Origin of the sequence: Candidatus Methylomicrobium oryzae (genome assembly GCF_016745425.1) — a bacterium.
GTDB classification, from domain to species: Bacteria; Pseudomonadota; Gammaproteobacteria; order Methylococcales; family Methylomonadaceae; genus Methylomicrobium; species Methylomicrobium oryzae.
This window is the reverse complement of record NZ_JAERVK010000008.1, coordinates 1-22323: the sequence shown is the minus strand read 5'-3', so window position 1 is coordinate 22323 and position 22323 is coordinate 1. Positions and strand designations below refer to the sequence as shown.

15 protein-coding genes are annotated in these 22323 nt (G+C 53.3%); 3 read left to right on the top strand and 12 right to left on the bottom strand.

The window, feature by feature from the left end; all coding sequences use genetic code 11:
* The first annotated feature begins 106 nt into the window (after window positions 1-106).
* Window positions 107-982, top strand: a complete 876-nt coding sequence (locus tag JJL52_RS10155; protein ID WP_202052303.1) for an EamA family transporter — start codon at window positions 107-109, stop codon at window positions 980-982.
* An 82-nt stretch (window positions 983-1064) separates the two neighbouring features.
* On the opposite strand, the gene htpG is transcribed toward JJL52_RS10155, so the two are convergent.
* From htpG to JJL52_RS10140, 3 genes are all read right to left on the bottom strand, one after another.
* Window positions 1065-2993, bottom strand: coding sequence for a molecular chaperone HtpG (gene htpG, locus JJL52_RS10150; RefSeq protein ID WP_202052302.1), 1929 nt, complete (start codon window positions 2991-2993; stop codon window positions 1065-1067).
* Between the two features lie 340 nt (window positions 2994-3333).
* Window positions 3334-3561 carry a type II toxin-antitoxin system HicB family antitoxin gene (locus tag JJL52_RS10145; protein WP_202052301.1) on the bottom strand — a complete coding sequence of 76 codons (228 nt, stop codon included), beginning with the start codon at window positions 3559-3561 and terminating at the stop codon, window positions 3334-3336.
* Window positions 3562-4038: 477 nt separating this feature from the next.
* Window positions 4039-4275, bottom strand: coding sequence for a type II toxin-antitoxin system HicB family antitoxin (locus JJL52_RS10140; protein ID WP_202052300.1), 237 nt, complete (start codon window positions 4273-4275; stop codon window positions 4039-4041).
* A gap of 359 nt (window positions 4276-4634) precedes the next feature.
* Between JJL52_RS10140 and JJL52_RS10135 the strand changes: the two genes are divergently transcribed.
* Window positions 4635-5312 (top strand): SOS response-associated peptidase, encoded by a 678-nt coding sequence (locus tag JJL52_RS10135; protein ID WP_202052299.1) that lies wholly within the window; start codon window positions 4635-4637, stop codon window positions 5310-5312.
* A gap of 74 nt (window positions 5313-5386) precedes the next feature.
* Here the strand turns inward: JJL52_RS10135 and JJL52_RS10130 are convergent, their stop codons facing one another.
* The 8 genes from JJL52_RS10130 to JJL52_RS10095 all read right to left on the bottom strand — a co-directional run bounded on the left by JJL52_RS10130 (window position 5387) and on the right by JJL52_RS10095 (window position 18442).
* Entirely contained in the window at window positions 5387-7195 is a 1809-nt protein-coding gene (locus JJL52_RS10130; protein WP_202052298.1) for a hybrid sensor histidine kinase/response regulator, read from the bottom strand.
* A gap of 15 nt (window positions 7196-7210) precedes the next feature.
* Complete coding sequence (locus tag JJL52_RS10125; protein WP_202052297.1) at window positions 7211-7912, bottom strand: response regulator; 702 nt, start codon at window positions 7910-7912, stop codon at window positions 7211-7213.
* 35 nt (window positions 7913-7947) lie between these two features.
* Window positions 7948-13140, bottom strand: a complete 5193-nt coding sequence (locus JJL52_RS10120) for a trifunctional serine/threonine-protein kinase/ATP-binding protein/sensor histidine kinase (RefSeq protein ID WP_236994181.1) — start codon at window positions 13138-13140, stop codon at window positions 7948-7950.
* Between the two features lie 541 nt (window positions 13141-13681).
* On the bottom strand, window positions 13682-14293 hold the full coding sequence (locus tag JJL52_RS10115; protein ID WP_202052296.1) for a hypothetical protein: 612 nt from the start codon (window positions 14291-14293) through the stop codon (window positions 13682-13684).
* A gap of 202 nt (window positions 14294-14495) precedes the next feature.
* Entirely contained in the window at window positions 14496-14801 is a 306-nt protein-coding gene (locus tag JJL52_RS10110) for a hypothetical protein (RefSeq protein ID WP_236994180.1), read from the bottom strand.
* Window positions 14801-15019 (bottom strand): type II toxin-antitoxin system HicB family antitoxin, encoded by a 219-nt coding sequence (locus tag JJL52_RS10105; RefSeq protein ID WP_202052295.1) that lies wholly within the window; start codon window positions 15017-15019, stop codon window positions 14801-14803. Before JJL52_RS10105 ends, JJL52_RS10110 begins: the two co-directional genes overlap by 1 nt.
* Before the next feature lie 412 nt (window positions 15020-15431).
* Window positions 15432-16058, bottom strand: a complete 627-nt coding sequence (locus JJL52_RS10100) for a response regulator transcription factor (protein ID WP_202052294.1) — start codon at window positions 16056-16058, stop codon at window positions 15432-15434.
* Window positions 16055-18442, bottom strand: a complete 2388-nt coding sequence (locus tag JJL52_RS10095) for a PAS domain-containing sensor histidine kinase (RefSeq protein WP_202052293.1) — start codon at window positions 18440-18442, stop codon at window positions 16055-16057. The genes JJL52_RS10100 and JJL52_RS10095 overlap by 4 nt, the downstream gene beginning before the upstream one ends.
* A gap of 608 nt (window positions 18443-19050) precedes the next feature.
* On the opposite strand from JJL52_RS10095, the gene JJL52_RS10090 reads away from it, so the two are divergent.
* A complete protein-coding gene (locus JJL52_RS10090; RefSeq protein ID WP_202052292.1) occupies window positions 19051-19476 on the top strand; it encodes an OsmC family protein in 426 nt (141 codons plus the stop codon).
* 573 nt (window positions 19477-20049) lie between these two features.
* Here JJL52_RS10090 and JJL52_RS10085 read toward each other — a convergent pair.
* Window positions 20050-22047 carry a beta-propeller domain-containing protein gene (locus tag JJL52_RS10085; RefSeq protein WP_202052291.1) on the bottom strand — a complete coding sequence of 666 codons (1998 nt, stop codon included), beginning with the start codon at window positions 22045-22047 and terminating at the stop codon, window positions 20050-20052.
* Window positions 22048-22323 lie beyond the last annotated feature (276 nt).

Here is a 22323-nt window from a genome sequence, read left to right as displayed (position 1 = left end):
TCAACGGGTAGCCAAGCTCATCAATTTATCGGTTTTCTTTTGAGGTAAGAACCATTAGAATGCGCCCCCTTTGACCATTCAAGATTCATATTAAGGGAAACCGCTTTTGGAAATCGTATTCGTTTTCGGGCGGCTGTTTCTGTCTTCGGTATCCAACGTCTTTCAGAAACAGCTGTCGCATCAAGGTCTGCATCCGTTTTACATCGTCGCCACCACCTATGCGGTACTGTCCGTACTCTCCCTGCCGTTCGCCATCAACACGGCCTTTTCGCATTTAGGGCCTTCTTTCTGGATTAATGTGTTTATGGCCTCCCTGCTCGATGTGGGCGGCTGGATATTTATGGTGATGTCGCTTTCCAAAACCGACCTTTCGGTGTTCGGGCCGCTCAATGCTTATAAGGTCGTGATTTCGATGCTGTTGGCGATCGTATTTCTCGGCGAGGTGCCGACCCTGCAGGGATTTGCAGGAGTCGCGGTCATCGTCGCAGGCAGCTTTTTGCTGTTGCCCCCATCTGGGGGTGCAGCGCCGAATGGGTTGAAGCAGCTTCTGCAGGAGCGGGGCGTACAGGCGCGTTTTCTTTCCATTCTGCTGTTTTCGATCGGCACGCTGTTCCTGAAAGGCTCGCTCGAACATTCCACGCCGCTGGAAACCCTGATTTTCTGGTCATGGTTCGGATTGCCGCTGATCCTGCTGGCGAACGCTTTTTTAAGCGCGGACCATTTAACTGACAATGTCAAAAAATCGCAGCCGCATGTTTCCTATATCACAGCGATCGGAGCGGCGGTCTTCGTGATGCAGTACCTGACGCTGGTGCTGATGGCGCAAATGCTGATCGCCTATACGCTGGCGTTGTTTCAGCTCGGCATGCTGTTCCAGGTGTTCCTCGGCTACAGGATATTCAACGAACCGCACTTTGTACGCCGACTGGCCGCAGGCTTAGTAATGGTGGCAGGCAGTGTGATGGTATTGCTGGTGCGCTAGCCGGCACGGAAAAAATCGTCCGATGCCGATAACGTAGGGTAAAGAAAAAAGGCCGGATATTCCGGCCTTTTTTGTGTTGCGATTAGTGCAGAAGCCCCTGCAGCAAGCCGTTCAGCTTGTGTACGAAAGCGGCCGGATCGTCAAGCTGGCCGCCTTCGGCCAGGATCGCCTGGTCGAACAGGATCTGTGCCAAGTCTGCGAAGCGCGTATCGTCCTGCTCGGCCTTCAGGCGCTGCACCAGCGCATGGTCCGGATTGATTTCGAAGATCGGCTTTTTGCCGAAGTTCATCTTCTGGCCGGTTTCCTTCATGATCCGTTCCATGTTCAGGCTCATCCCGTAAACATCGGAAACCAGACAGGCCGGCGATTCGGTCAGGCGGTGGCTAAGCCGCACTTCGCTAATCTTGTCTTTCAGGGCTTCCTTGATTTGATTCAGCACCGACTCGAAATCCTTGCCGACTTCTTCCTGATGCTTTTTCTCTTCCTCGTCGTCCAGCTCGCCTAGATCCAGTTGGCCCTTGGCGACCGATTGCAGATGCTTGCCGTCGAATTCGTCCAGACTCGAAACCAGCCACTCGTCGACGCGGTCGGACAACAGCAATACTTCGATGCCTTTCTTGCGGAAGATTTCCAGATGCGGACTGTTCTTTGCGGCCGCGTAGCTGTCCGCAGTCACGTAGTAGATCTTTTCCTGGCCTTCCTTCATCCGGCCGACGTAATCTTCCAGGCTGACCGATTGCTTATCGCTGTCGCCATGGGTCGAGGCGAAACGCAGCAATTTGGCGATGCGTTCCTTGTTCGCATGATCCTCGATCGGGCCTTCTTTCATAACTGCGCCGAATTCGGCCCAGAATTTCTCGTATTTTTCCGGCTCGTTCTTCGCCAGCCCTTCCAGCATGCCGAGCACCTTCTTGACCGCGCCCGATTTGATCGTACTGATCTGCTTGCTTTGCTGCAGAATCTCGCGCGACACGTTCAGCGGCAGCGAATTCGCGTCGATTACGCCCTTGATGAAGCGCAGATAGCGCGGCATCAACTGCTCGGCGTCGTCGGTGATGAACACCTTGCGGATGTACAGCTTGACGCCGTGCTTGTTGTCGCGGTCCCATAGGTCGAACGGCGCACGGGACGGTACATAGAGCAGCAAAGTATATTCGTTGGTGCCTTCGACCTTGCTGTGCACATAGGTCAGAGGATCCTGAAAGTCGTGGCCGACGTGCTTGTAGAACTGGTTGTAATCGTCTTCGGAAATGTCCTGACGCGCCTTGGTCCACAATGCCGAGGCACTGTTGACGGTTTCTTCCTCGACCTCTGGATTGGGATTTTCGATCTCTTTGCCTTCGTCGTCGTAAGACGGCGCGGGCTCCTTGTCCATCACGATCGGCAGCGAGATATGGTCGGAGAATTTGCGGACAATAGAACGGATGCGCCAGCCGTCCAGGAATTCGGTTTCGGATTCTTTCAGGTGCAGGATGATTTCGGTGCCGCGTTTTTCCTTCTCGACCGTTTCGAGCGTATAGTCGCCCTCGCCTGCCGACTCCCAGCGCACGCCTTCGCTTTTCGGCGCGCCGGCCTTGCGGGTGATCAGGGTGACCTTGTCCGCGACAATGAATGCGGAATAGAAGCCGACGCCGAACTGGCCGATCAGCTCGCTGTCTTTGGCCTGGTCGCCGGTCAGCGATTCGAAGAACTGCTTGGTGCCGGACTTGGCGATCGTGCCGATGTGTTCCTGCACTTCGGAGCGGGTCATGCCGATGCCGTTATCGATCACCTTAATGATGCGCTTGTCCTTGTCGAATTCGAGGCGGATCTTCAGGTCGCTGTCGCCTTCGTACAGGCTTTCGTCGGATAAAGCCGAAAAACGCAGTTTGTCGGCCGCATCGGAAGCGTTCGAAATCAGCTCGCGCAGAAAAATTTCCTTGTTGCTGTACAAGGAGTGGATCATCAGGTGCAACAGATGCTTGACTTCGGTCTCGAAGCCCAGAGTTTGTTTTTTTGCTTCTACTGTCATATGTGCTCGTTCCGGTTAGAAAAAAATGGATGAGCACTACATTGGGGCCGGAGATTTTCTTTTTCAAGTGCCGGTTCGGACAAAGGCCATTCCGATGCCCGATTGACTCTTGAGCTTGACGTTGTAGTCATACAGGCCCTATTGGCCCGGCAATTAAAAATAGTTGCAAGGATACTCGCTACCGGAAAGACTACGGGCAAATCTTTCGCGCTGATTAATTGCCGGGCCAATAGGGCCTGTATAACCGAATTAGCTAATTATACGAAGGCCCGCTTAAGACCCTTGAAGAATGCTCGCAATTTGCACTTGTCGTACATAGAGAAATTGAAAATTACATCATTCAGCGATCATTACCTAAGGATGTAATTTCGATAATCGCTGTCTTGCAATAACTCTGCGGAGTTTCCAATCCGACTTGTTTCAGTTTCTTTATATGGCGTTTAAGCGCTTCTTTCAGCGCTTCCGCCGCCTTTTCTTCCGTTAAACTATTGACCGAACATACCGGCAGATCTGGACTATAGGCAGTAAATCCATTATGGGTAGGTTCGATAATTGCTACATACCTCATTAAAAAATTCCTTGAAAATTATGTTCTAATACATTGTATTTTTAAGATATTTAATAAATCTTTTTTTGTCACGGGCATAGTTTATAGTCGAATCCATACTATGTAAATTTAAAATAAGGGTAAATAGATGATATAAAATAGATAGAGTTTATACCCATTTGAATAGGTATAAATATTTGCGGAAGAATATTTATGTTAGTCGAGGACGGCCTGAAAAAAATTGAGTTTTATAGGAGACCGGATTTAAAGGGGGTAAAAATGCGGCTGTCGTGCATTTTAGAGAACATCTTACGGAGGGCGCAAACACAGAATTCGCGGCGCTGCTTTGCCGCCGAAGCGTATGTCCCTGGACATATAAATATTATTGAGTTTTAGCTCCCGGCTGGAAATTTAACTGCAACTGACTACAAACTGCATATTGAAGAACTCCTTTATCCGCTAATCCGTTTACCAACGGCACAAGAAAGGTATTATTTTTCATTCTTCTGTTGGGGGCGCGATTTCTATGATTCGTGCCTTGCAATAGCTTTTCGGAATCTCGAAGCCCCCTGCCGTCAATGTCTCAATACGGCAGGCAATCACTTCCCTGAGTGCCTGTACGGCATTTTCCTCGGTGGTTCCTTTTGCCAGGCATCCCGGAATATCCGGGCTATAAGCCGAAAAACTTTTTGATAGCCCTCTGCTGCTGGGTTGGATGATGGCTACATATTTCATAAGATTTATTTTTTACCGCTGTCCTTGTTCAAATAAAGAATTACTGCATCCATCTCACCTCGCGGAGTGCTTTAAAGTTTATATTTTCGGATAATGGGTTGTAAACGCATAAACAAGGGTATTTTAGAGATATTAAATCGATAAACCGGATATCATTTTCAACAATGATTGCCGAGCTTGAGTTTCCGCCACATTTCCGAAATTTTCTCGAGGGGAAGGGTCTGCGTCTCGAAAATAGTAAACGCCGAGTAGCAATGGTAGAAATTTACTAAAAACGGGCTGCTCAAGTGATAAAACCGACAGAGAAATTACAGACAGAATGGTAATATCAACGAAGTTATTTTATTGAGGCCATGGCCATGTGCGGCAGATTCGCGCTTTTTAGCCAACCCGAGATTCTGGAACAGCATTTCGAATGCAAAGCCCTTCCGGGCATGGAAACCGCACCGCGCTGGAACATTGCTCCATCGCAAACCATTGCCGTCGTCCGGCAGGAAAACGGAACGCGGCGTCTGGCGCCCGTTCGCTGGGGCCTGATCCCGGGCTGGGCGAAGGACGGCAAGATCGGCTACAACCTGATCAACGCGCGGGCGGAAACAGTCGCCCATAAACCGGCATTCCGTAATGCCTTCCGGCACCGGCGCTGCCTGATTCCCGCGGACGGGTTCTATGAATGGCAAGTCATACCGGGCGCCAAAGCGAAACAACCGTGGTTTATCGCGCTGCGCAGCCGTTTACCGATGGCTTTGGCCGGACTCTGGGAAACCTGGCAGAGCCGGGAAGGAACAAAGATTGAAAGTTGCACGATTATCGTCACGGAAGCGAATGATTTGATGCGGCCGATTCATGACCGGATGCCGGTGATTCTACCCTCCGGCGATTGGAGCGCATGGCTGGAAACGGCGGACCATGATGCAAAGTTTCTGCAAAACTTTCTAAAACCTTATCTGAATGATGAAATGACGGCCTGGAAGGTAAATACGTCCGTCAATAGTCCGCGAAACGATACGCCGGAGTGCATCGAGGCTTCGGAATGAAGCTCGTGTACCTCAGCCGAAGCCGGTTAATTCGCTTAGGCCGGTCTTGCTTTGCCTATGCCACTCCCCGGCGGCTAACTCGGCCTGTCTGCAAATTCCGTTTCCATCAGGCTGCATAAGGCATTTAAATTCAAGGGTTTGACCAGGTGATGATCAAAACCTGCCTCCCGAGAACGGACCAAGTCTTCCGTCCGTCCATAGCCGCTTAACGCAATCAGCAGCAGATCGCCGCCGCCGGGCAGGCGCCTGATGCGCTGAGCAACTTGATAGCCGTTCTCTCCGGGCATTCCGATGTCCAGCAGCACTACATCGGGATGGAATGTGCCGATCAGCGTGATGGCCTGCTCGCCCGAATCGGCCGTTTTGACCTCGTAGCCATTCAGTCCCAGAAGCAGAGCCGTACTCTCCCTCACGTCGGAATCATCGTCCACGACCAGCACCCGAATGCCTGCATGAAGCGATGGCGTGGGTATCTCGGAGGCAGAAAGAGGAACCGTACCGGCCAGCGTCGGTAACCGGATGCTGAAAGTGGAGCCGAGTCCGGCGCCAGGGCTTGATGCCGTTACCTGTCCGCCGTGCAGCTCCACCAGCTGCTTGACCAAAGTCAGACCGATGCCGAGGCCCCCCTGAGATCGGTCCAGGGTGCGCGTACCCTGTTGGAACAAGTCGAAAATCGTCGGCAAAAGTTCCGGCGAGATACCGGTGCCGTGGTCCCGTACCTGGATCTCAACCTCGGCCCCGAGCAATTGGACAGTCACCTCGATTCGGCCTTTTTCCAAAGAATATTTGCTCGCATTGTCGAGCAGGTTAAGCAACACTTGAGACAGACGGACGGGATCGCCTTCCACCAGGATCGGCTGCTCCGGCAAACGGACCTCAAGAGATTGCCGTTTAGGCAGGATGAAGCCGCGCGCCGTCTCCAGGACAGCCTTAATCACTTCTACAAAGTCGAGCCGTTCTTTTTTCAGTGAAATTTTGCCCCGCGCGATACGGGAGACATCCAGCAGATCGTCCACCAAGTGAGTGAGGTGCTTCACTTGCCGCTTAATGATTTCCGTCGCCCAACCGAGCCGCGGATCCTCCAATTTCAGCCTATCCAAGATATGGGCGGCGTTGTTGATGGGGGTCAGCGGGTTTCTCAGTTCGTGAGCCAGCATGGCGAGGAATTCATCCTTACGTTGGCTAGCCTCGTGCAAGGCAGCCTTGACCTGTTTGCTGACGGAAATATCACGGCTCACGGTGGCAAAACCTATCGGCTCGCCGGTGCTGTCTTTAATCGTGAACACGTTGTAATGCATCCAGATGGCGTCGCCGCTCTTGAAATGCCGGAATCGGATTTCCACATCGGCGTGACCTTCGCTCATTACGCGCGGGAAGAATTCATCCAGGATAAAGCGCTGATCTTCGGGAAAGAAAAATTCCCGGACCGGCGTTTGTATGCCCTGCTCCAGGCTGTCGAGACCGACCAGATGCATGCCGGCTTCATTGATGTAGAGTGGAATCATGTTCATGTCGGACATTCCGATGAACTCCATGCTGTTGTCGGCCAGCGAAACGAACTTTTGCCTTTCCAACTCGATGTACTTGCGTTCGGTAATGTCGCGCAGGGCAATAACATAGCCGGGCTGACCGCCCCAATCCAGCGGCGCGGAACGCATTTCCGCCCAGGCAAGTCCGTCCGGACGGATCAGATTAATGTCCTGATAACCATTTTTGTCAGGATTGACGGGAATCGCCAGCGATTGACCGACTATCGGGCGGCGCGCCAACAGTTTTTCGGCAGCCCGGTTGGCATAGAGCACAACGCCCTGACCGTCCACTACTAAGACGCCGTCGGTGATCGTATCGAGAATCAGGTCGAGTTTAGAACGCTGAGTAACCATAGTTGTTGAGTTTGCTCAAACGATGACGGTTTGTACGCCGACTCCTTTTTCTTCGGTGGTAACGGCTGCAATGACCGAAGGTACCCGCGACAGGTCGCCGAGCAGTCTCAGCACGGGCTCCGGCACGTCGCGCACCAACATCGGCGTCGCAAACACATCTTTTTCCAGCGCTTTTTCCGGCATGTCCAATACTTCGACCACATTCAAAACCCAATTCCCGGGATCGTATAGTTTGGCGAGCGCAACGCCGATCTCTTCGACCAAACGTCGGGTTTCGCTGTTCAACGACACTACGTACAGGGTCAGAACCAGTTTGTACGGCCGCCCGCGCCGAACTTCCTGAGGAAGGTCGTTACGGGCACTCCGGGCGATATTGCGAATTTGTTCGGAAGACAGCGGCTTGCTGGCCAGTTCGAACTGAACCCCTTCCTCATGGATGCCCTTCAGTTGCTCCATGTATTCGGCGGCAAACGCGGTGACGATATAAATGCTCAGCGTTTGGTCGGCGGCTTTTAGGCGGCGCAAGGTTTCCACGCCATCTATGCCGGGCATGCGCAGATCGAGAAAAATCAGATCGGGACTTTCGGCAAGGGCTATTTCGATGCCTTGCAAACCGTTCTCGGCCTCGTAAACCGCGAAGTTGTCTTCTTCCAAAATCAGTTTGAAGGCATTGCGCACCGCGGGATCGTCGTCTATTACCAGAATTTTGCTTGCCATATACCGTGCCTCTTGTGGATCGGAATCTCGCTATTTCAAACACAGGGGAAACGCAAGCGCATAGAGCAGCCGTGTCCCGGCGAGCTCTCCACCTGTATATTACCGCCTATATCCTGAACAAGGCGGCGAATAACCGATAACCCCAGGCCGGTCCCTTTACCGGGAGGCTTGGTGGTAAAAAACGGATCGAAAATTTTCGATTGCATGTCCTGCGGAATGCCCGGACCGTTATCGGTCACGTTCAATTCCAGCATTTCCTCGATGGGCCTGACGCAGATTTTGATTTGCGGCTGCCGGTTGTCGGCGAGCGCGTCGCGGGCATTCAGGATCAGATTGACCAAAATCTGCTGCAGGCTGTCGGCGCTGCAACGAATGGCCGGCAGGTCGCCGGGGGCATCGACCAGAATCTCAACGTTGCTTTTTCTCAACTCGCCTTCCAGAAGCAACAGGCTCTGCCTGATCACTTCTTCCATCCGGCACTCGCCGCTTGGAGTCGTCCGGTTGTGGACGAAGACCAGCATGTTGCTGACGATCTTTTTAATGCGGTGGATTTGCTGCAGCGCCTGATCGAGAACTTGCTTCGATTTTTCGTCGGTGCTTCTGTCCGCGACGAATTCGACAAAATTCATCACCCCCATCAGCGGATTGTTGATCTCGTGCGCCACGCCGCCGACCAGCGTTCCCAAAGCCGAAAGCTTTTCCATTTGCAGCATGTGTTCCTGGTTTTCCTGCAGTTTAGTATAGGCCTGCCGGGTTTGTTCCAGGAGCCGGGCGTTTTCCAGTGAAATCGCGACCTGGGCGGTTAACAGTTCGGTCATGTCGGTTTTCTCGACAGTAAATACGCCCGGCGACAAGCGGTTTTCCAGGTACAGCAGGCCGATCAGTTCGTTTTGCTTAATGACCGGCAGACACAGCACCGAACGCAGATTGAGCGCCTGCACTTCCGACGTATTCTGAAACTCGCCTTCGGCCATCGCATCGTGCAGCAACACCCTTTTACGCGTACGCAGCACGTAATTGACGATGGCGCGGCTGATGCTGCCGTGGTCGCGGTCAAGCCTGAGATACCGGCGGTTGATGATATGCTTTTTACCCGCATGGCTTTCCGCCGCCACCGACAGCGCATCCTTATCCTTGATCAGAAGGTAGCCGTGCTGAGCGCCCGAGCTTTCCAGCACCACGCTCATGATTTTTTGCATAAGCCGGTTCAGATCCACTTCCGCCGACAGGGCCAGCGCCGATTTGATCAGATAATTGAAATCAAGATTCGGCAACGTAGCCGGCACCTCGCGGGCAACGGCCTTTTCCATACGGACGGCCTCATCCGGGACAGGATAAGCATGGCGCTGCTGCAGCAGCGCGCTTTTGCGGTCGGCATGACACCTCCGGTACATGCGCTGCGCCGCGCCGTAATACAGTTCGGCATCGCCGAGACGGCCGAGCGTCACTACCTCGGCGAGCGCCTCGTACAAATGCCCGGTGAGCAGGTCGTAGTTGTGCGCCTGGGCGACCGCAATGGCATCCAGGTACAAATTGCGGGCGTCGCGCATGTGCTGTTGCGCACGGGCAATTTCGGCATGAACAAAGGCCAGGAAAGGCTTCAGCAAAGGGCCCAGGCGGGCCCAGTTTTCCAGTTCGGCCAAGAGCGGCGCGATTTCCGCCTCCAGCGCCGGCCAGTCGGCACCCTCCGGCCAACGCAGGCGATTGACGATCCGGAAGACATACCAGAGGCGCTTCAGCACGTTGTCGGTCAGACCATGCAGATAGCGTTCCACCGTTCGCAGGGAGGCGGCCGCCGCGGCATAATCGCCCAGATAATGCTGAGCAAACCCCAACAAAGCAAAATAGCTGCCGGAAGCGGCAACGTAATTGTCGGCTTCCCAGCGCGCCAGGGTCTCGGTCATATCGATCGGCCGGTAATCGGGTTTCATCGGCGCTACCCAGCCGGCCAGCACCGCTTCGGCCAGGCCGACCGAGAACGACAGCTGGTTCTTGCGGGAAAACTGCAGGCATTCTTCGGCGGCTTCTTCGACCAGACGCAGATTTTTGCCCTGCACCTGCAGATTCCACATCAGCGGTCCGTAGGAAAGGCCGGCGTTATACAAATCGCCGCAATTCTTGCCGCACTGGATGGCTTTGTGGCAGTAATCGACGATCTCGGCCGGGTGGCTCCGCGAATGCATGTTGCACCAGACAATGCCGTTCATGCCGCGGGTAGCGCCGAAGGTATTCGGGTATTTCGCGCACAGGTCGTGGGCCAGATCCTGGTACAGGAAGGCCTGCTCGAATTTGCCCTGCTCGCCGAGATTGAGACCCATGATCGAAAACGAATAAATCACCGATTCGTCCATGCCCCCGTGCAAACAATGCAGCGTCGATTGCGCCGCGGACAGATACAGCTGCGGCACCAGGCCGGACATATAAAGATCGGGAATCAGCTCGCTGTAAAACGCCAGCTCGATCTTGCTTTTGCGGTCCTGGGTAAACGGTATGTGCAGGATCGTCGTCCAGACATCGCCTTGCTGTTCGACTTCCGCCATTAAAGCCAGCATCCGCTGCCTAGCCGTCTCGGGCTGTTCGGGAATCGACTTATCGAAATAGGCCAGGCCGCGGTTGGCCGTCTCGATCGCTTTGTTGAAGTTGCCGAATGAGGATAGCGAAGTAGTCTGTTCCGCCAGGGCTTCGGCCTTATCCAAGTCGCTGACGGCATGTTCGATCAGATGATTTAGCAGCACTTCCGATTTTTCGTAATGGCCGCACATCAGCTCGGTCTTGGCTAGGCGCTGGTAAATACGAAAACTCAGATCGTACGCCTGCTGCCAGCAGTTGCCCGGCAAATAGTCGTGGGCTTTCTGGAAAAAATCGTTGGCGGCGTCGGCGGCCAAAGCATCCAGCGCCTTGTTGCCGGCATGAAAGTTGATATCGACCAGCCGAAAGGCCAGCTCCTGACCCATCTCCGCCGGACGGCCCAAATTGAGGTGGGCCGCAATGGTAAACAGGTTGTCGAGGTCTTCGAGATCGGTGCCTGCCGGTACCGCGTGCAGCAGCCGGTTACCGATGCGCCAGTGAATGGCGGGCTTGGCCTCAGGGTCCACCTGCCGCAGCACCGCTTCCTGAACCCGGTCGTGGACGAACTGCAGATCGGCTTTGTTTTCCAGCAGCATGCCCAGATTCAGCACCGGTTTCAAATCCTCGAACAATTGTTCGATACGGATATCCAGCACCAGCGCCACGTCCTCGGCACTAAAGCGGTTGCCCATGCAGGCGCAGTGGTCGAGGATATGCAGGGTTTTGAAAGGCAGCTTGCTCACTTTGGAGCTGAACAGTTCCACCACCGAGGTCGGCATCCGGGTATCGCGAATCCGTTTGATGTCCCAATGCCAGTGTTGTTCGGCGTCGGTATTCAGCAAGCCTTCGTTATACAGCCAGGCCAGACTCTCGCTGACGAACAGCGGATTGCCCTCGGTGAGGTGCGCGATGAATTCCGCCAGATTGGCCGTGGCGTCCAGCGTCGAGTCGAGGATGTAGGCCACCATTTCGTGGCAGTCCTCGTCGGTGAGGGCTTCCAGGCGAATTTCGGCAAACGGCCCTTGGTTTTCCTGAATCTTACGCATCAGCTTGCTAAGCGGATGGCTGCTGTCGACTTCGTTGTGCCGGTAGGCGCCCATGAAGAACAGGAAAGGATGGTCTTCCTGGTTGCCGAACAGATTTTGCAGAAAATCGAAGGTGGCGCTATCGCACCATTGCAGGTCGTCGATAAACAGCACCAGCGGATTGTCCTCGCTGGCCAGGCAGGCGAGAAACCGGCCGAACAGATTATTGAACCGATGGCGGGCTTCCACCGGCGGCAGATGCGGCACTTCCGGCTGAGGACCGATGATGAACTCGAGTTCCGGCAACACATCACTGATGACTCTGCCGTTGTTTTCCACGACGGCGAGTATTTTGTTCCGCCACGCCTGAACCTGTCCGTCGCTTTCGGTCAAAAAGATGCGCATCAGATTGCGCAAAGCCTGGATCAGCGAACTGTAGGGGATGTTTTTCTGGTATTGGTCGAATTTACCGGAAGTGAAGTAGCCGCGATTTTTGACCAGCGGCTTCTGCAGCTCCTGGATCAGCCGGGTTTTACCGATGCCGGACAGGCCGGAAATAAACACCGAACGAAACTTGCCGCGGATCACTTCATCGTATTGTTCCCGTATCAGCTGGCTTTCAGCCTGCCGCCCCACCATTTTCGAGATAAAAATCACCCGGCGGCTGCGATCGTGCTGGCCGATGGTAAACATCGATACTTTGCCCGTCTCGGCATATTCTTTCCTGCAGCGCGTCAGATCGGCCAGCAAGCCGGCAGTGCTCTGATAGCGTTTTTCCGGCTGCTTGACAGTAAGCTTGGCAATAATATCGGCCAGCGATGGGGGAAGCTCGGGTTTGATTTTATTGACTCTGGGCGTTTCCTCGGCCAGATGCGAATGAATCAGCTCCAAAGGATCGCTGGAAAAGAACGGTAGCCGGCCGGTCAGCAACTCGTAAAATACGATCCCCAGCGAATACAAATCGGTGGAAAAATCGACTCGATAGTTGATGCGCCCGGTCTGTTCAGGCGAGGTGTAGGCCAAGGTATGGCGAACGAACTCCGGATCGTAGATGAAATGGCTGACATCGCGGATGTCGAGCGGAGTAATGAAATCGGTCAACCGCAGGGTCAGCGTTCCCGGCTGCACCAGAACATTGTGCGGCTTGACGCCGCCGTGGGTGATGCCGGCATCGTGCACCGCCTGCAGGGTGTCGGCCAAGGTACAGGCCAGCGTGAAAAAATCGTTCAGATCCAGTTTATGCTGCCGTTTCATCCAGCAGTTCAACGGCAGCCCGGCAAACCACGGCTGAACGATAAACTGCAGGTCGCCGTAGGATTCCAGGGCAAGCGGAATACAAGCGCGCGGATCGTGCAGTACTTTCAAGCGTTCGATTTTCTGTCGCAAATGCCGGGACTGGTCGTCCCAGCTCGACAGCAGCTTCAACAGTTTGATGATCAGCGGCTGGTCGGGGACATGCTTGTGGTAGCCCTTGAATACCACGGCCTGCAAGCTTTCCCCCAGCTTTTCGGTGGCGACGAAATTACCCAGTTTAGGCACGCCCTGCAGCGGGTTTTCTTTTATTACCGTTTCGGCCGATTGAAGCAGGCCCTGAGGAATAAAAGGGGATGCGGGTCTTGGCAATGTCATTTTCATGTCAAAGCCCGAGATTTCCCGGCCACGAGTCATGGCAGGGGATGAGTTTAAATAAACGATAGATACGTTTCATAGGCTTTTTTTGGAGATTGATATTGTGAATCGTGCGTACGGGCACCGGTTGCATTTTGAGCGCCGTTTTTACCTCCCGCCTCTAGACGAAGCTCGTTTTTTTCCTCAATTCATCCTTGCCGATGACACCCCAAGAGGGCTCATCGACAATCTCCAGATCGGATGCGTTCCCATCAAGCTGTTGCTCACAGACATTGACCCGATTCGGTTTAAATGGTTCGTTGTCACACAGTAAGAGAGCTTTAGCCTCGGCTAAAGGACGAGCGATTACCGTAGGGAAAGTGCTTCGAAGGCGTATATTATTTGGGCGACAGAAAATCTTTTTAGCCTCGTCAAGCGGAAACAATAGGGTTTCAGAAATGTAAAGTTGGTTGTGTTAATTACAGGTAAGTTCTGTTCTGTGTCCGTAACAGTCAAGATAGGATTGAGCCGTTTTTTTGTCTAAAATCAGTTATCTGTTTGGCTTTATTTAAGCCACAATCGGTTTCCCAGGCATTTGCGGTGGTAACCGATCCAGCCTTTGGGTATCGGCTTTCTTCGCATTCGTTGGAGTAACATCCAAAGCCGCGGTGGACGACATCTCGGCTGATCTTGTCAAAACGAGCTCCCTCTCCTTATGCATCCGATTGAGGACTTCCTGCGCCTCTTTGCGTAATTTGAACGGTCCCTCAAACGCGGCGTGCTCATTAAATCGCCTTACCCGAATTTGTTCCGGCCAGTTGACGACATAATAGCCAGGCGCCAAGGCCTGGCCATGGTTTGTGCAATAATTCCGCTGATAAGACTCAGCATCAATAAGCCAGAAATCACGTATAACTGTGACAATCTCGAAAATATCATAATCCGCATCCATTGAAATGCCCCCCCTTGTAACAGAATAAATTAAAACCGGATGCACCCTATACACGCTCGAGCGGTAAATCCCTGTATTGAAAATCATCGGAAAGGCGGCAGTCGCAAATAGCACAGTCAGCCGGAGTGAATCTGCTTTATGAATAGGCAATACTCGACGATAAATGGAAGGGCTGATGCCGGTTCGGTAAGAGAACCTTTCTAGATTTTTGGAGTAACCCGACTTCATGCTCATTGCCTTCCATAAAGGGTTATCCGAAAAATGACTCAATTTATGGATAGCGTCTGTTCGCTTCCTAACATACAGCTCTACAATAATTTTTGCTGCGTGGCTGATTCACTCCGCTTTACCAGAATGAAAATATGAAAAGTTTTATCTCGATTAAAAACTTTTCCCTATTGATGAAATCTGTCACCAAGGCAAAGTCGTTTCAGCCGGCCCATTCCCCGCCGGCCCACACTCTTTCATAGTCGTCATCCACTGGACGATAGACGCAGGTTCCGGAACCGTCGGTAACGAAATAATCGCCGCGTTTGAATAAATAGCCGGGCAAACGGGCTTCATCATAAATTACGGCGAGACGGTGAACGACCACATCCATCACATCCATGTCAGGTAATGGAGAAGCAATGTCCATTATGATTTTTTTTACGATGGGCTTCATGGCTTCTGAATCCTCTTCAACCTGAATAAAAAATTGATTACATTTCTTTAAGTGACGTTCAGTGGGCGCCATTAAACCTCTAAAACCTGCACTTGCGAATGATTCTTGATGGAGGTGAGCCCAAGTTCTTTACGGCTGTTTATTTGCTGAGTGACGCGGGCTTTCAGGTCCTCGACGGCCTTCTCCGCCGTAGGGGCATGGGCTATGCAGCCCGGGAGGTCGGGGCAATAAGCGGTAAAACGTTTTGTTAAACCCTGGTAAGTCGGTTGTATAACTGCGGCTAATTTCATTTTGCGTAACTTTAATGACAGTTTGATTAAAATTTTTATTCCCCTGCTTTCGAGGAAGTACGGTCGATCTTAACGATCAGCCGGCTTCTGTTCGTAGCATGTGGTTAGGGCGAGTGGGCTTCGCCATTGGGAGCACATTAAAGCGGATATAAGCTCGAGATGAAATACGTGCGGGCGCGTACGTAGTATCACGTATTCAATAGCCGACAAGAAAATAGGGGACATTCATCCCCTGGCAGACGCGCCTGTCTAAATGGAGAAAATTCCCTAAATTGAATGGCAAGAAGCCCTGTACTCAATGCCGTTCAGTTGTGGTGGATGCGCTACGCTTATCCACTCTACAACCGTTAACTTAACGGCATTGAGCCAATACTTTCATTCCTCCAAGAGGAAAATCAGGATCGGGGCAAACTCAGGAATCGGGCAGAGGCGAAGAACGGACGGATTCGCACAGGCGGGCCAGTTCCAACGGATTCGTGGTTCCCGTCTTTTTCAATATCCTGGCACGATGAATTTCGACAGTACGATAGCTGATGCCGAGTTGCCGGGCAATTTCCTTATTGGGACGCCCCTCTACAATCAGCGCCATGATCTCCATTTCGCGCGAAGTAAGACCGTACTGTTGGCTCATAGATTGCGCATGTTCCGCGGCCTGTTCGTTTACCTGCGCTTCATGCTCCAGTACTGTCCGTATCCGTTCGAGCAACAGTTCCCTCGGGACCGGCTTGGTCAGAAAATCGACCGCGCCCGCTTTGATCGCGCGAACCGTCATCGGGATATCGCCGTAGGCGGTCAGAAAAATAATCGGCAAGCGTATCTTGCGGCGGATGAGTTCGGTCTGCAATTCGTCCCCGTTCAAACCCGGCAGGTTAACGTCGAGCAGCAGGCAGCCGGGCTGGCCCGGGCGATAGTTTTGCAGAAAGTCTTCGGCACTCCCGAAAGTCCGGTAAGCATAACCCGCAGTCTCCATCATCAACCCGAGACTATGGCGTACCGGATACTCGTCATCGACAATGAATACACAAGGTGGAATGCTCATGACGCGGCCGGTAAGGTAAAGTGGATACAGATGCCGGCGTCGGCGGTTTGCTCGGCCCACATTTTTCCGCCGTGCGCTTCGACCAAGGCGCGGCTGATGGCAAGGTCCATACCCGAACCGTAGGGTTTGACCCTGTAGAAAGGCTGGAACATGTTTTTCAGCGTGGCGCTGTCCGTTTCGCATTTGCCTTCGTCACCTACCGTCACCTGAATCATGGCCGGTGCTTCATCGGCGCAGCGCGTGGTTACCGTGACCGTTCCTGCACTCATGCCGTTTTCTCGCATGGATTCCAGGCTGTTGCTCAGCAAATTGACCAACACCTTTTCGATCTGCAGGCTATTTCCCCTAACCGGCGGCAAGCCTGCGGCGAGCTCCAGCTCTACGTTAAAACCGTCCAGAGATCCGTTCGCCTTGACCAGATCGAGCGCTTCACGTGCCAAAAAGTTGATATCGATCAATTCTCTTAGGCTGTCGTCTTCATGCAATACCGTCATCAATTGCCGGATGACGCCCCCGGCACGCTGTGCTTGCTGGGCACAAACTTCCATAATCGGAGAAAGTTTTTCCGGATTCCAATTGCCGGCCCGCAGCATATGCAATGCGACCTCGGAATAGGATGAGATCGCTGCAAGGGGCTGATGCAGCTCATGCGCTATGGCTGCCGCCGTCTGGGTAACTGCATATAACCGAACCGATTGTTCCATCTTATCCCGCCGCTCCCTCAATTCTTTCTGCCTCTTGTAGTGGGTAATGTCCAAGTTGATTCCCAGCATGCGGAAGGGACGGTTATTGTGATCCCGCAATAATGCTCCGCGCGTATGAATCCAGCGGTACAATCCGTCTTTGTGGCGCAGCCGGAACTCCAATTCGAAGACCGGCAGAAGGCCTGCAATGTAGTTGTCGGTTGCCTCCAATACCCAGGCCTGGTCGTCGGGATGCAGGCGGCATTCCCATTCTTCCCACTGGTTGAGCAATTCATTCTCTTCAAAACCGATCTGCCGCTTCCATTCGGGAGATAGATAGACGCTGTCCGTATTCAGATCCCAGTCCCAATAACCCGCTTTCACCTCTTCAACAACAAGGGCGAGCCGCGTCTGGGCAGTGTACAACTCTTCCTCGGCCATTCGGCGCGCCGTGATATCTTCGTAAGCAATAATAATACCGCCGATCTCCCCTTGCTGGTCCGTCCAGGGATAAGCGACCCACCGTACCCAATGACGGCTTCCATCCGCCTGGATCCATAAATCATCGTCGTTTTTTAAGAACTCCCCGCCTTGCGCCTTAGCATGAACCTGCTTCCACTCGGCAGAGATATCCGGATTAACCACATAATGATTATGCCCCGTAAGGTCATCGTACCCTCGTCCAAACTCTTCGATCCAGCGCCGGCTTGTGACCAAATAATTCATATTACGGTCGAACATCGCGATACCTATCGGAGCCTGCTCGATAAAAGTCCGAAGCTGGGCCTGGCTCTTTATCAGCGAGTCTTGGAAGCGTTTCAGCTCGGTTACGTCACGCAGGATGGCGGTAAACGATTTTTCGCCATTAATCTCGCACTGGGAAATGGTCGCCTCGACCGGGAACTCTTCACCGTTCGCGCGCAGACCCCAAACAGAAGCCGATTCGCCCATTTTACGGCTGGTGAGGCCGAAGCTCCCGAAAGCGCGAACATACGCTTTATGGACAGCACGAAAGCGTTCGGGAATAAACCGTTCGATGGATTCCCCGACAGCCTCCTCCGCCTTGCAAGCGAACATTTTTTCCGCCGCCGCGTTGAACAGCGTAATACGCTGCTCGGCATCGATCGTAATGATCGCGTCCAACGCGGATTCCACAATTCCGGCATAGCGCTGCCGGCTTTCCTGGAGCGCCAGTTCGTTATGCTTGTAACGGGTGATATCCTGGGTAATACCGAATCCACCTAGCAATTTTCCTTTCTTGCTGAACTCCAACACAGCTTTTTCGCGCACCCATTTCACCTCGCCCGCCACAATCAGGCGGTGTTCGATGTCGTAGGGTGCGCCGCGCAGACCGGCCTGCCACATATGATCGACGTATTCCCGATCATCCGGATGCACGATAGAGAGAAAAGTCTCATAGGTTTGCGGCGTACCTTTGGGGATGCCGAAAATACGATAGTTCTCGCTGGACCAGCGCAATTCATTACGGTGCACATTCAACCGCCAGCTGCCGATCTGCCCGACTTTCTGAGCGAAATCCAAATCTTGCCGGCTTTCCCATAACGCCGCCGTTGACCTTCGATGAAAGCTCGTCGTGACAATCATGCCCACAGACACAAAGCAGAAGCCTGCGTTTAAAACCCATAGGTCATGGGCGCTTATGTGGGCCGGAAACAAAACAAGGACATTAACCGCGATCAAGGATAAGATCATCGCGAACAGGCCGGGATTCAGCCCTAACCAGAAAGCGGTCTGGGCAATCGTAAAGAAAAATAACAGAAATGCGGCCCGTTCGCCGATCACCGAAATAACGCAGGTCGCGATAGCGCCGATAGCGACAGCCAGCACGGCCACTCCATAGCGCAAAAAATCAGGTTGCGCGTCGAAGTAAAGGATGATCGATTGAGTTTTGGATCGGCTGGAGTTCATCCGATAGTGCCCTATTCCTTAAGGAAATTCTGAATTAGCCCCTCTCCCAGAGGAAGTTTGACGGCTTGCTCAGAGTTTCCTTAGGTGCGCAAAGAAATAATGATGTGATAAAAAATCCGATGATTAATTCCGCAAGGCAAAATAAAAAGATATCGATCAAAACGAGAAGGAGTCACAGAGCAATCGTGCCATACTCTCTAATCCTTCGGGTCTATCTAATAGCGCTTGACGGCTTTGTTGCATAAATCCCGGTGAGGGCAAAGTTTCCCCTTTCTCGTTTAACTCATTTGAACTCGAATCACTTCTATTCATCAATTGTTTAAATGAACCGGATCGTTTTTAGAAACGGTGAATTGTCCTTATATGAAGAGGAGGAAACGATGAAACGTAAAGCATCTGCCGCGTGGCAAGGCGGCCTCAAAAACGGGCAAGGCGCGTTGACAACAGACAGCGGCATCCTATCCGGTACGCCTTATTCCTTCAATACCCGCTTTGAAGAAGGCAAAGGCACCAATCCGGAAGAATTGATTGCCGCCGCCCATGCCGGGTGTTTCTCGATGGCTCTTTCCGCCGAATTGGAAAAGAACGGCATACACGCCGAACGGATCGACACCACCGCGACCGTCTCGCTGGAAAAAACCGCGGAAGGCTTTGCCATCACGGACGTGCATCTGGACGTGCGGGCGAAAGCGTCCGGCGCTGATGAACCGGCGTTTCAAAACGCCGCCGAGGCCGCCAAGACCGGCTGTCCCGTCTCCAAGGTACTGAACGCGACCATCACCATGAACGCCCGGCTTGAAACCTGAATTTTGACGTTTTCGCAAATCAGCCGCGGATATTGACCGCTCATGCAGGGCAACGGCAGGTTTCATCAAAATCAGCTCGTCTGTAAGAATGTCAGAGGTTTTTAAATTGCCGGAATTCAGTAACGGCAGCAAAAGATCCCTGTTAAGTGCGTTAGCGAACATCAGGGGGAGGCTTCGGGCCATAAAATCGATCCGGAAATTCGTCCGCAGGAGATAGGTCATGACCACCCCAGAGCATCCTTCCTCAACCCCACCGCCCCCCGTGCAGTGTTGTGCTCATCCCGGCTGCCGCTGCACGGTGCAGCCTGGCCAAAAATACTGTAGCGATGCATGCGAAGGCCTAACGGACACTACGCCCTGTACCTGTGGACATCCGGAATGCATTCAATATACGGAGAATAGCCCATGATAAGCCATCGCGTCGATTAAGGACGAATGGCGTAGCGGTACACGATGTAGAGACAGAAAATAGTTCCCGACCTGCTTCAAGAGATTGGCCGCTCATCGCTAAATCCGGCCGGAACAACGCCGGCCGGAATGCTCGGCAGGGATGCCGAGCGCGGGCTAAGGAAATCACTGCGCCGACAGCGGATCGATCACCGGCAGGTCATCGACCGGAACTTCAGGCGCATCCGCTTCCCATTGCACAAAACCGGTTTGCTTGAAATCCGACAGATTCTGGCTTTGGATTCGGGATTGGGAAACGGTATATAACTGATCGTCGATGGTCAGCAAGCGTTCGATGTAACTGCGGTAATCCCATTGGCCGAAATCGGTTTGGGTTTGATGCGTGATGGCGGCTTTTTGCACAAATCCCTCTTCCGGCGTGAGCCGGTAAACGTAAGCGCCTTCGAAAACCGGCATTCCCCACGCGCCGCTGTCGGCATCGGCGGGAATTTCGGCCACTTCCACCGGAAAGCCCAACAATTGCCGCTCTTTATCGAACCACAAGGCTTTGTGATCGTACAGCAGCGGCGAGTAAGTCCCCCGGTCCCCGATCGTCAGGCTGTGTTCCAGCCGGGGATTGCCGACGTCGCTGACATCGAACAGCGCCAGCTTCAAACCGTCGGTGGCGGTAAAGCCGCCGCTGTCGTCGGTGCTCTGGCCGAAACCGATGATGTGGTCGGCATCGTAAGGATGCAGATAAGTGCTGAAGCCTGGGATTTTCAACTCGCCCAGCACTTTCGGCGCATCCGGCGCCGCCAGGTCGATCACGAACAGAGGATCCACTTGCTTGAACGTGACCAGATAACAGCGGTCGCCAATGAAGCGGGCGGCATAAATCCGCTCGTCCGGCGCCAATTGCTCGAGTTCGCCAACCCGCTGCATCGCGCTGTCGAGCACATAAATATTGCTCCAGCTGGTGTTTTGCGAAGTGGTGCCGTCCCAACTCCAGCTGTCATGGGTCGTGGCGATGCGGAAAAAGCCGCCGTTTTCGTCCATGGAAAATTGATTCAACACGGTACCCGGCACTTCGCCTTGGCGGAGAAAACTGGTTTTACCGTCCTGCAGGGCGAACTTATATATACGGGTGGAAGGGTTGCTGATTTCGGCGCCGTTGGCGTTTGTCGTCGTATAATCCGCCGCCGACAAATAAAGGTTGTCATGGGAGGCATAAACCAGATCGCCGCTGCCGTAATACGCCTTGACGTCTGCAGGAAGAGCCGGCTGGCTCAGCTGAAAACCGGCGACGACCACGTAATCCGGTTCGACAAAATCCGGGAAATAGTAAAGTTTGCTGATCGGCATTACCCGCTGGTCGCCGCCCTTGACGGCCGTATCCGACACGTGCGGGATCAGGTTGTCCTGCGAATTCAACGCTTTGCGCCGGCCCTGGCGGCCCAGCATCGGCAGATACAAGTAATAACGCGGATAATTGCGGCTGACGAAATAAATGCTGTCGCCGATTTTGCGGGAAGACAACAGATCGCCTTCCAGCGCCACCTCCCGTTCCAGGCGAGGGTTGGCTTTATCGCTGATGTCATAGATTTTGGCGGTGGCCAGATTGCTGCCGGACGGCGGCATCCAGAGCAACGACTTCAAGGGTTGCGCGGTGCTCGCGGTGCCGGATTTCACCGTCGGCGCCGGCTCCTCCCATCCTTGCCAGGCGTTGCCCAACACCGCCAGACGAGCGCCTTCAACATACAGCTCGGCCGGATAAAAACCGTCGTCGAAGACCAGTTCCGCCACCTGGGCCAGCGCCTGCGCCGAATGGGCTTTTACCAACCGCACACGGCCATCGGCGATTTGATAGATGTAATCGCCGTCGGTTTTGACGCCATCGCCTTCATCGACGCCCGCCACCTGCACATTCGTTTCGAAATGCGCTACATTCGAGCCGGAAGAAACGGCCTCCGACGCCAGTGAGGCCGCATCCTGGCTGCCGGCTGTTATCTGCTGCGCAATGGCGCTGTAAACAAGGCTGCTGCCCGTTTGGCGCTGGGATAACATCCGCTTGAGTGCCGCGTAGGATTTGACCCGTTGCGGTTTAAGCGATTTGGCGGCATACGCTTCTCCCGCCAGCGCCATCAACAGCACCGGCAGAAAACAAAAGAATTTTAACGATCGCATGATATCTCCTTGGCCGGCAGGAAAAGAGTTTGGAGGCAAGGGAATTTTATAGCGAAAAAACGTCACGGGCTAGGCCGGAAAGTCCGGAGCCGTCCCGTTAACATTTTGATAAACAGGCTCCGGAGACCGGATTCGTTTTCGGCCGCTGCCTTTTAAACACGGCCGCCGGCTCCCTAGGCACAAGCGCATTTCGCTTATTTATAATCATAACTTCTCTCATAGCTCATCACCTATCAGTTTCAGATAAACTATGCCGTGTACACAACTATTGATTCA

Bases quoted from the DNA above. Each gene is read 5' to 3' on its own strand.
- htpG (WP_202052302.1), bottom strand. From the start codon at position 2,993: ATGACAGTAGAAGCAAAAAAACAAACTCTGGGCTTCGAGACCGAAGTC.
- JJL52_RS10145 (WP_202052301.1), bottom strand. From the start codon at position 3,561: ATGAGGTATGTAGCAATTATCGAACCTACCCATAATGGATTTACTGCC.
- JJL52_RS10140 (WP_202052300.1), bottom strand. From the start codon at position 4,275: ATGAAATATGTAGCCATCATCCAACCCAGCAGCAGAGGGCTATCAAAA.
- JJL52_RS10135 (WP_202052299.1), top strand. From the start codon at position 4,635: ATGTGCGGCAGATTCGCGCTTTTTAGCCAACCCGAGATTCTGGAACAG.
- JJL52_RS10130 (WP_202052298.1), bottom strand. From the start codon at position 7,195: ATGGTTACTCAGCGTTCTAAACTCGACCTGATTCTCGATACGATCACC.
- JJL52_RS10125 (WP_202052297.1), bottom strand. From the start codon at position 7,912: ATGGCAAGCAAAATTCTGGTAATAGACGACGATCCCGCGGTGCGCAAT.
- JJL52_RS10120 (WP_236994181.1), bottom strand. From the start codon at position 13,140: ATGAAAATGACATTGCCAAGACCCGCATCCCCTTTTATTCCTCAGGGC.
- JJL52_RS10115 (WP_202052296.1), bottom strand. From the start codon at position 14,293: ATGAAGTCGGGTTACTCCAAAAATCTAGAAAGGTTCTCTTACCGAACC.
- JJL52_RS10110 (WP_236994180.1), bottom strand. From the start codon at position 14,801: ATGGCGCCCACTGAACGTCACTTAAAGAAATGTAATCAATTTTTTATT.
- JJL52_RS10105 (WP_202052295.1), bottom strand. From the start codon at position 15,019: ATGAAATTAGCCGCAGTTATACAACCGACTTACCAGGGTTTAACAAAA.
- JJL52_RS10100 (WP_202052294.1), bottom strand. From the start codon at position 16,058: ATGAGCATTCCACCTTGTGTATTCATTGTCGATGACGAGTATCCGGTA.
- JJL52_RS10090 (WP_202052292.1), top strand. From the start codon at position 19,051: ATGAAACGTAAAGCATCTGCCGCGTGGCAAGGCGGCCTCAAAAACGGG.
- JJL52_RS10085 (WP_202052291.1), bottom strand. From the start codon at position 22,047: ATGCGATCGTTAAAATTCTTTTGTTTTCTGCCGGTGCTGTTGATGGCG.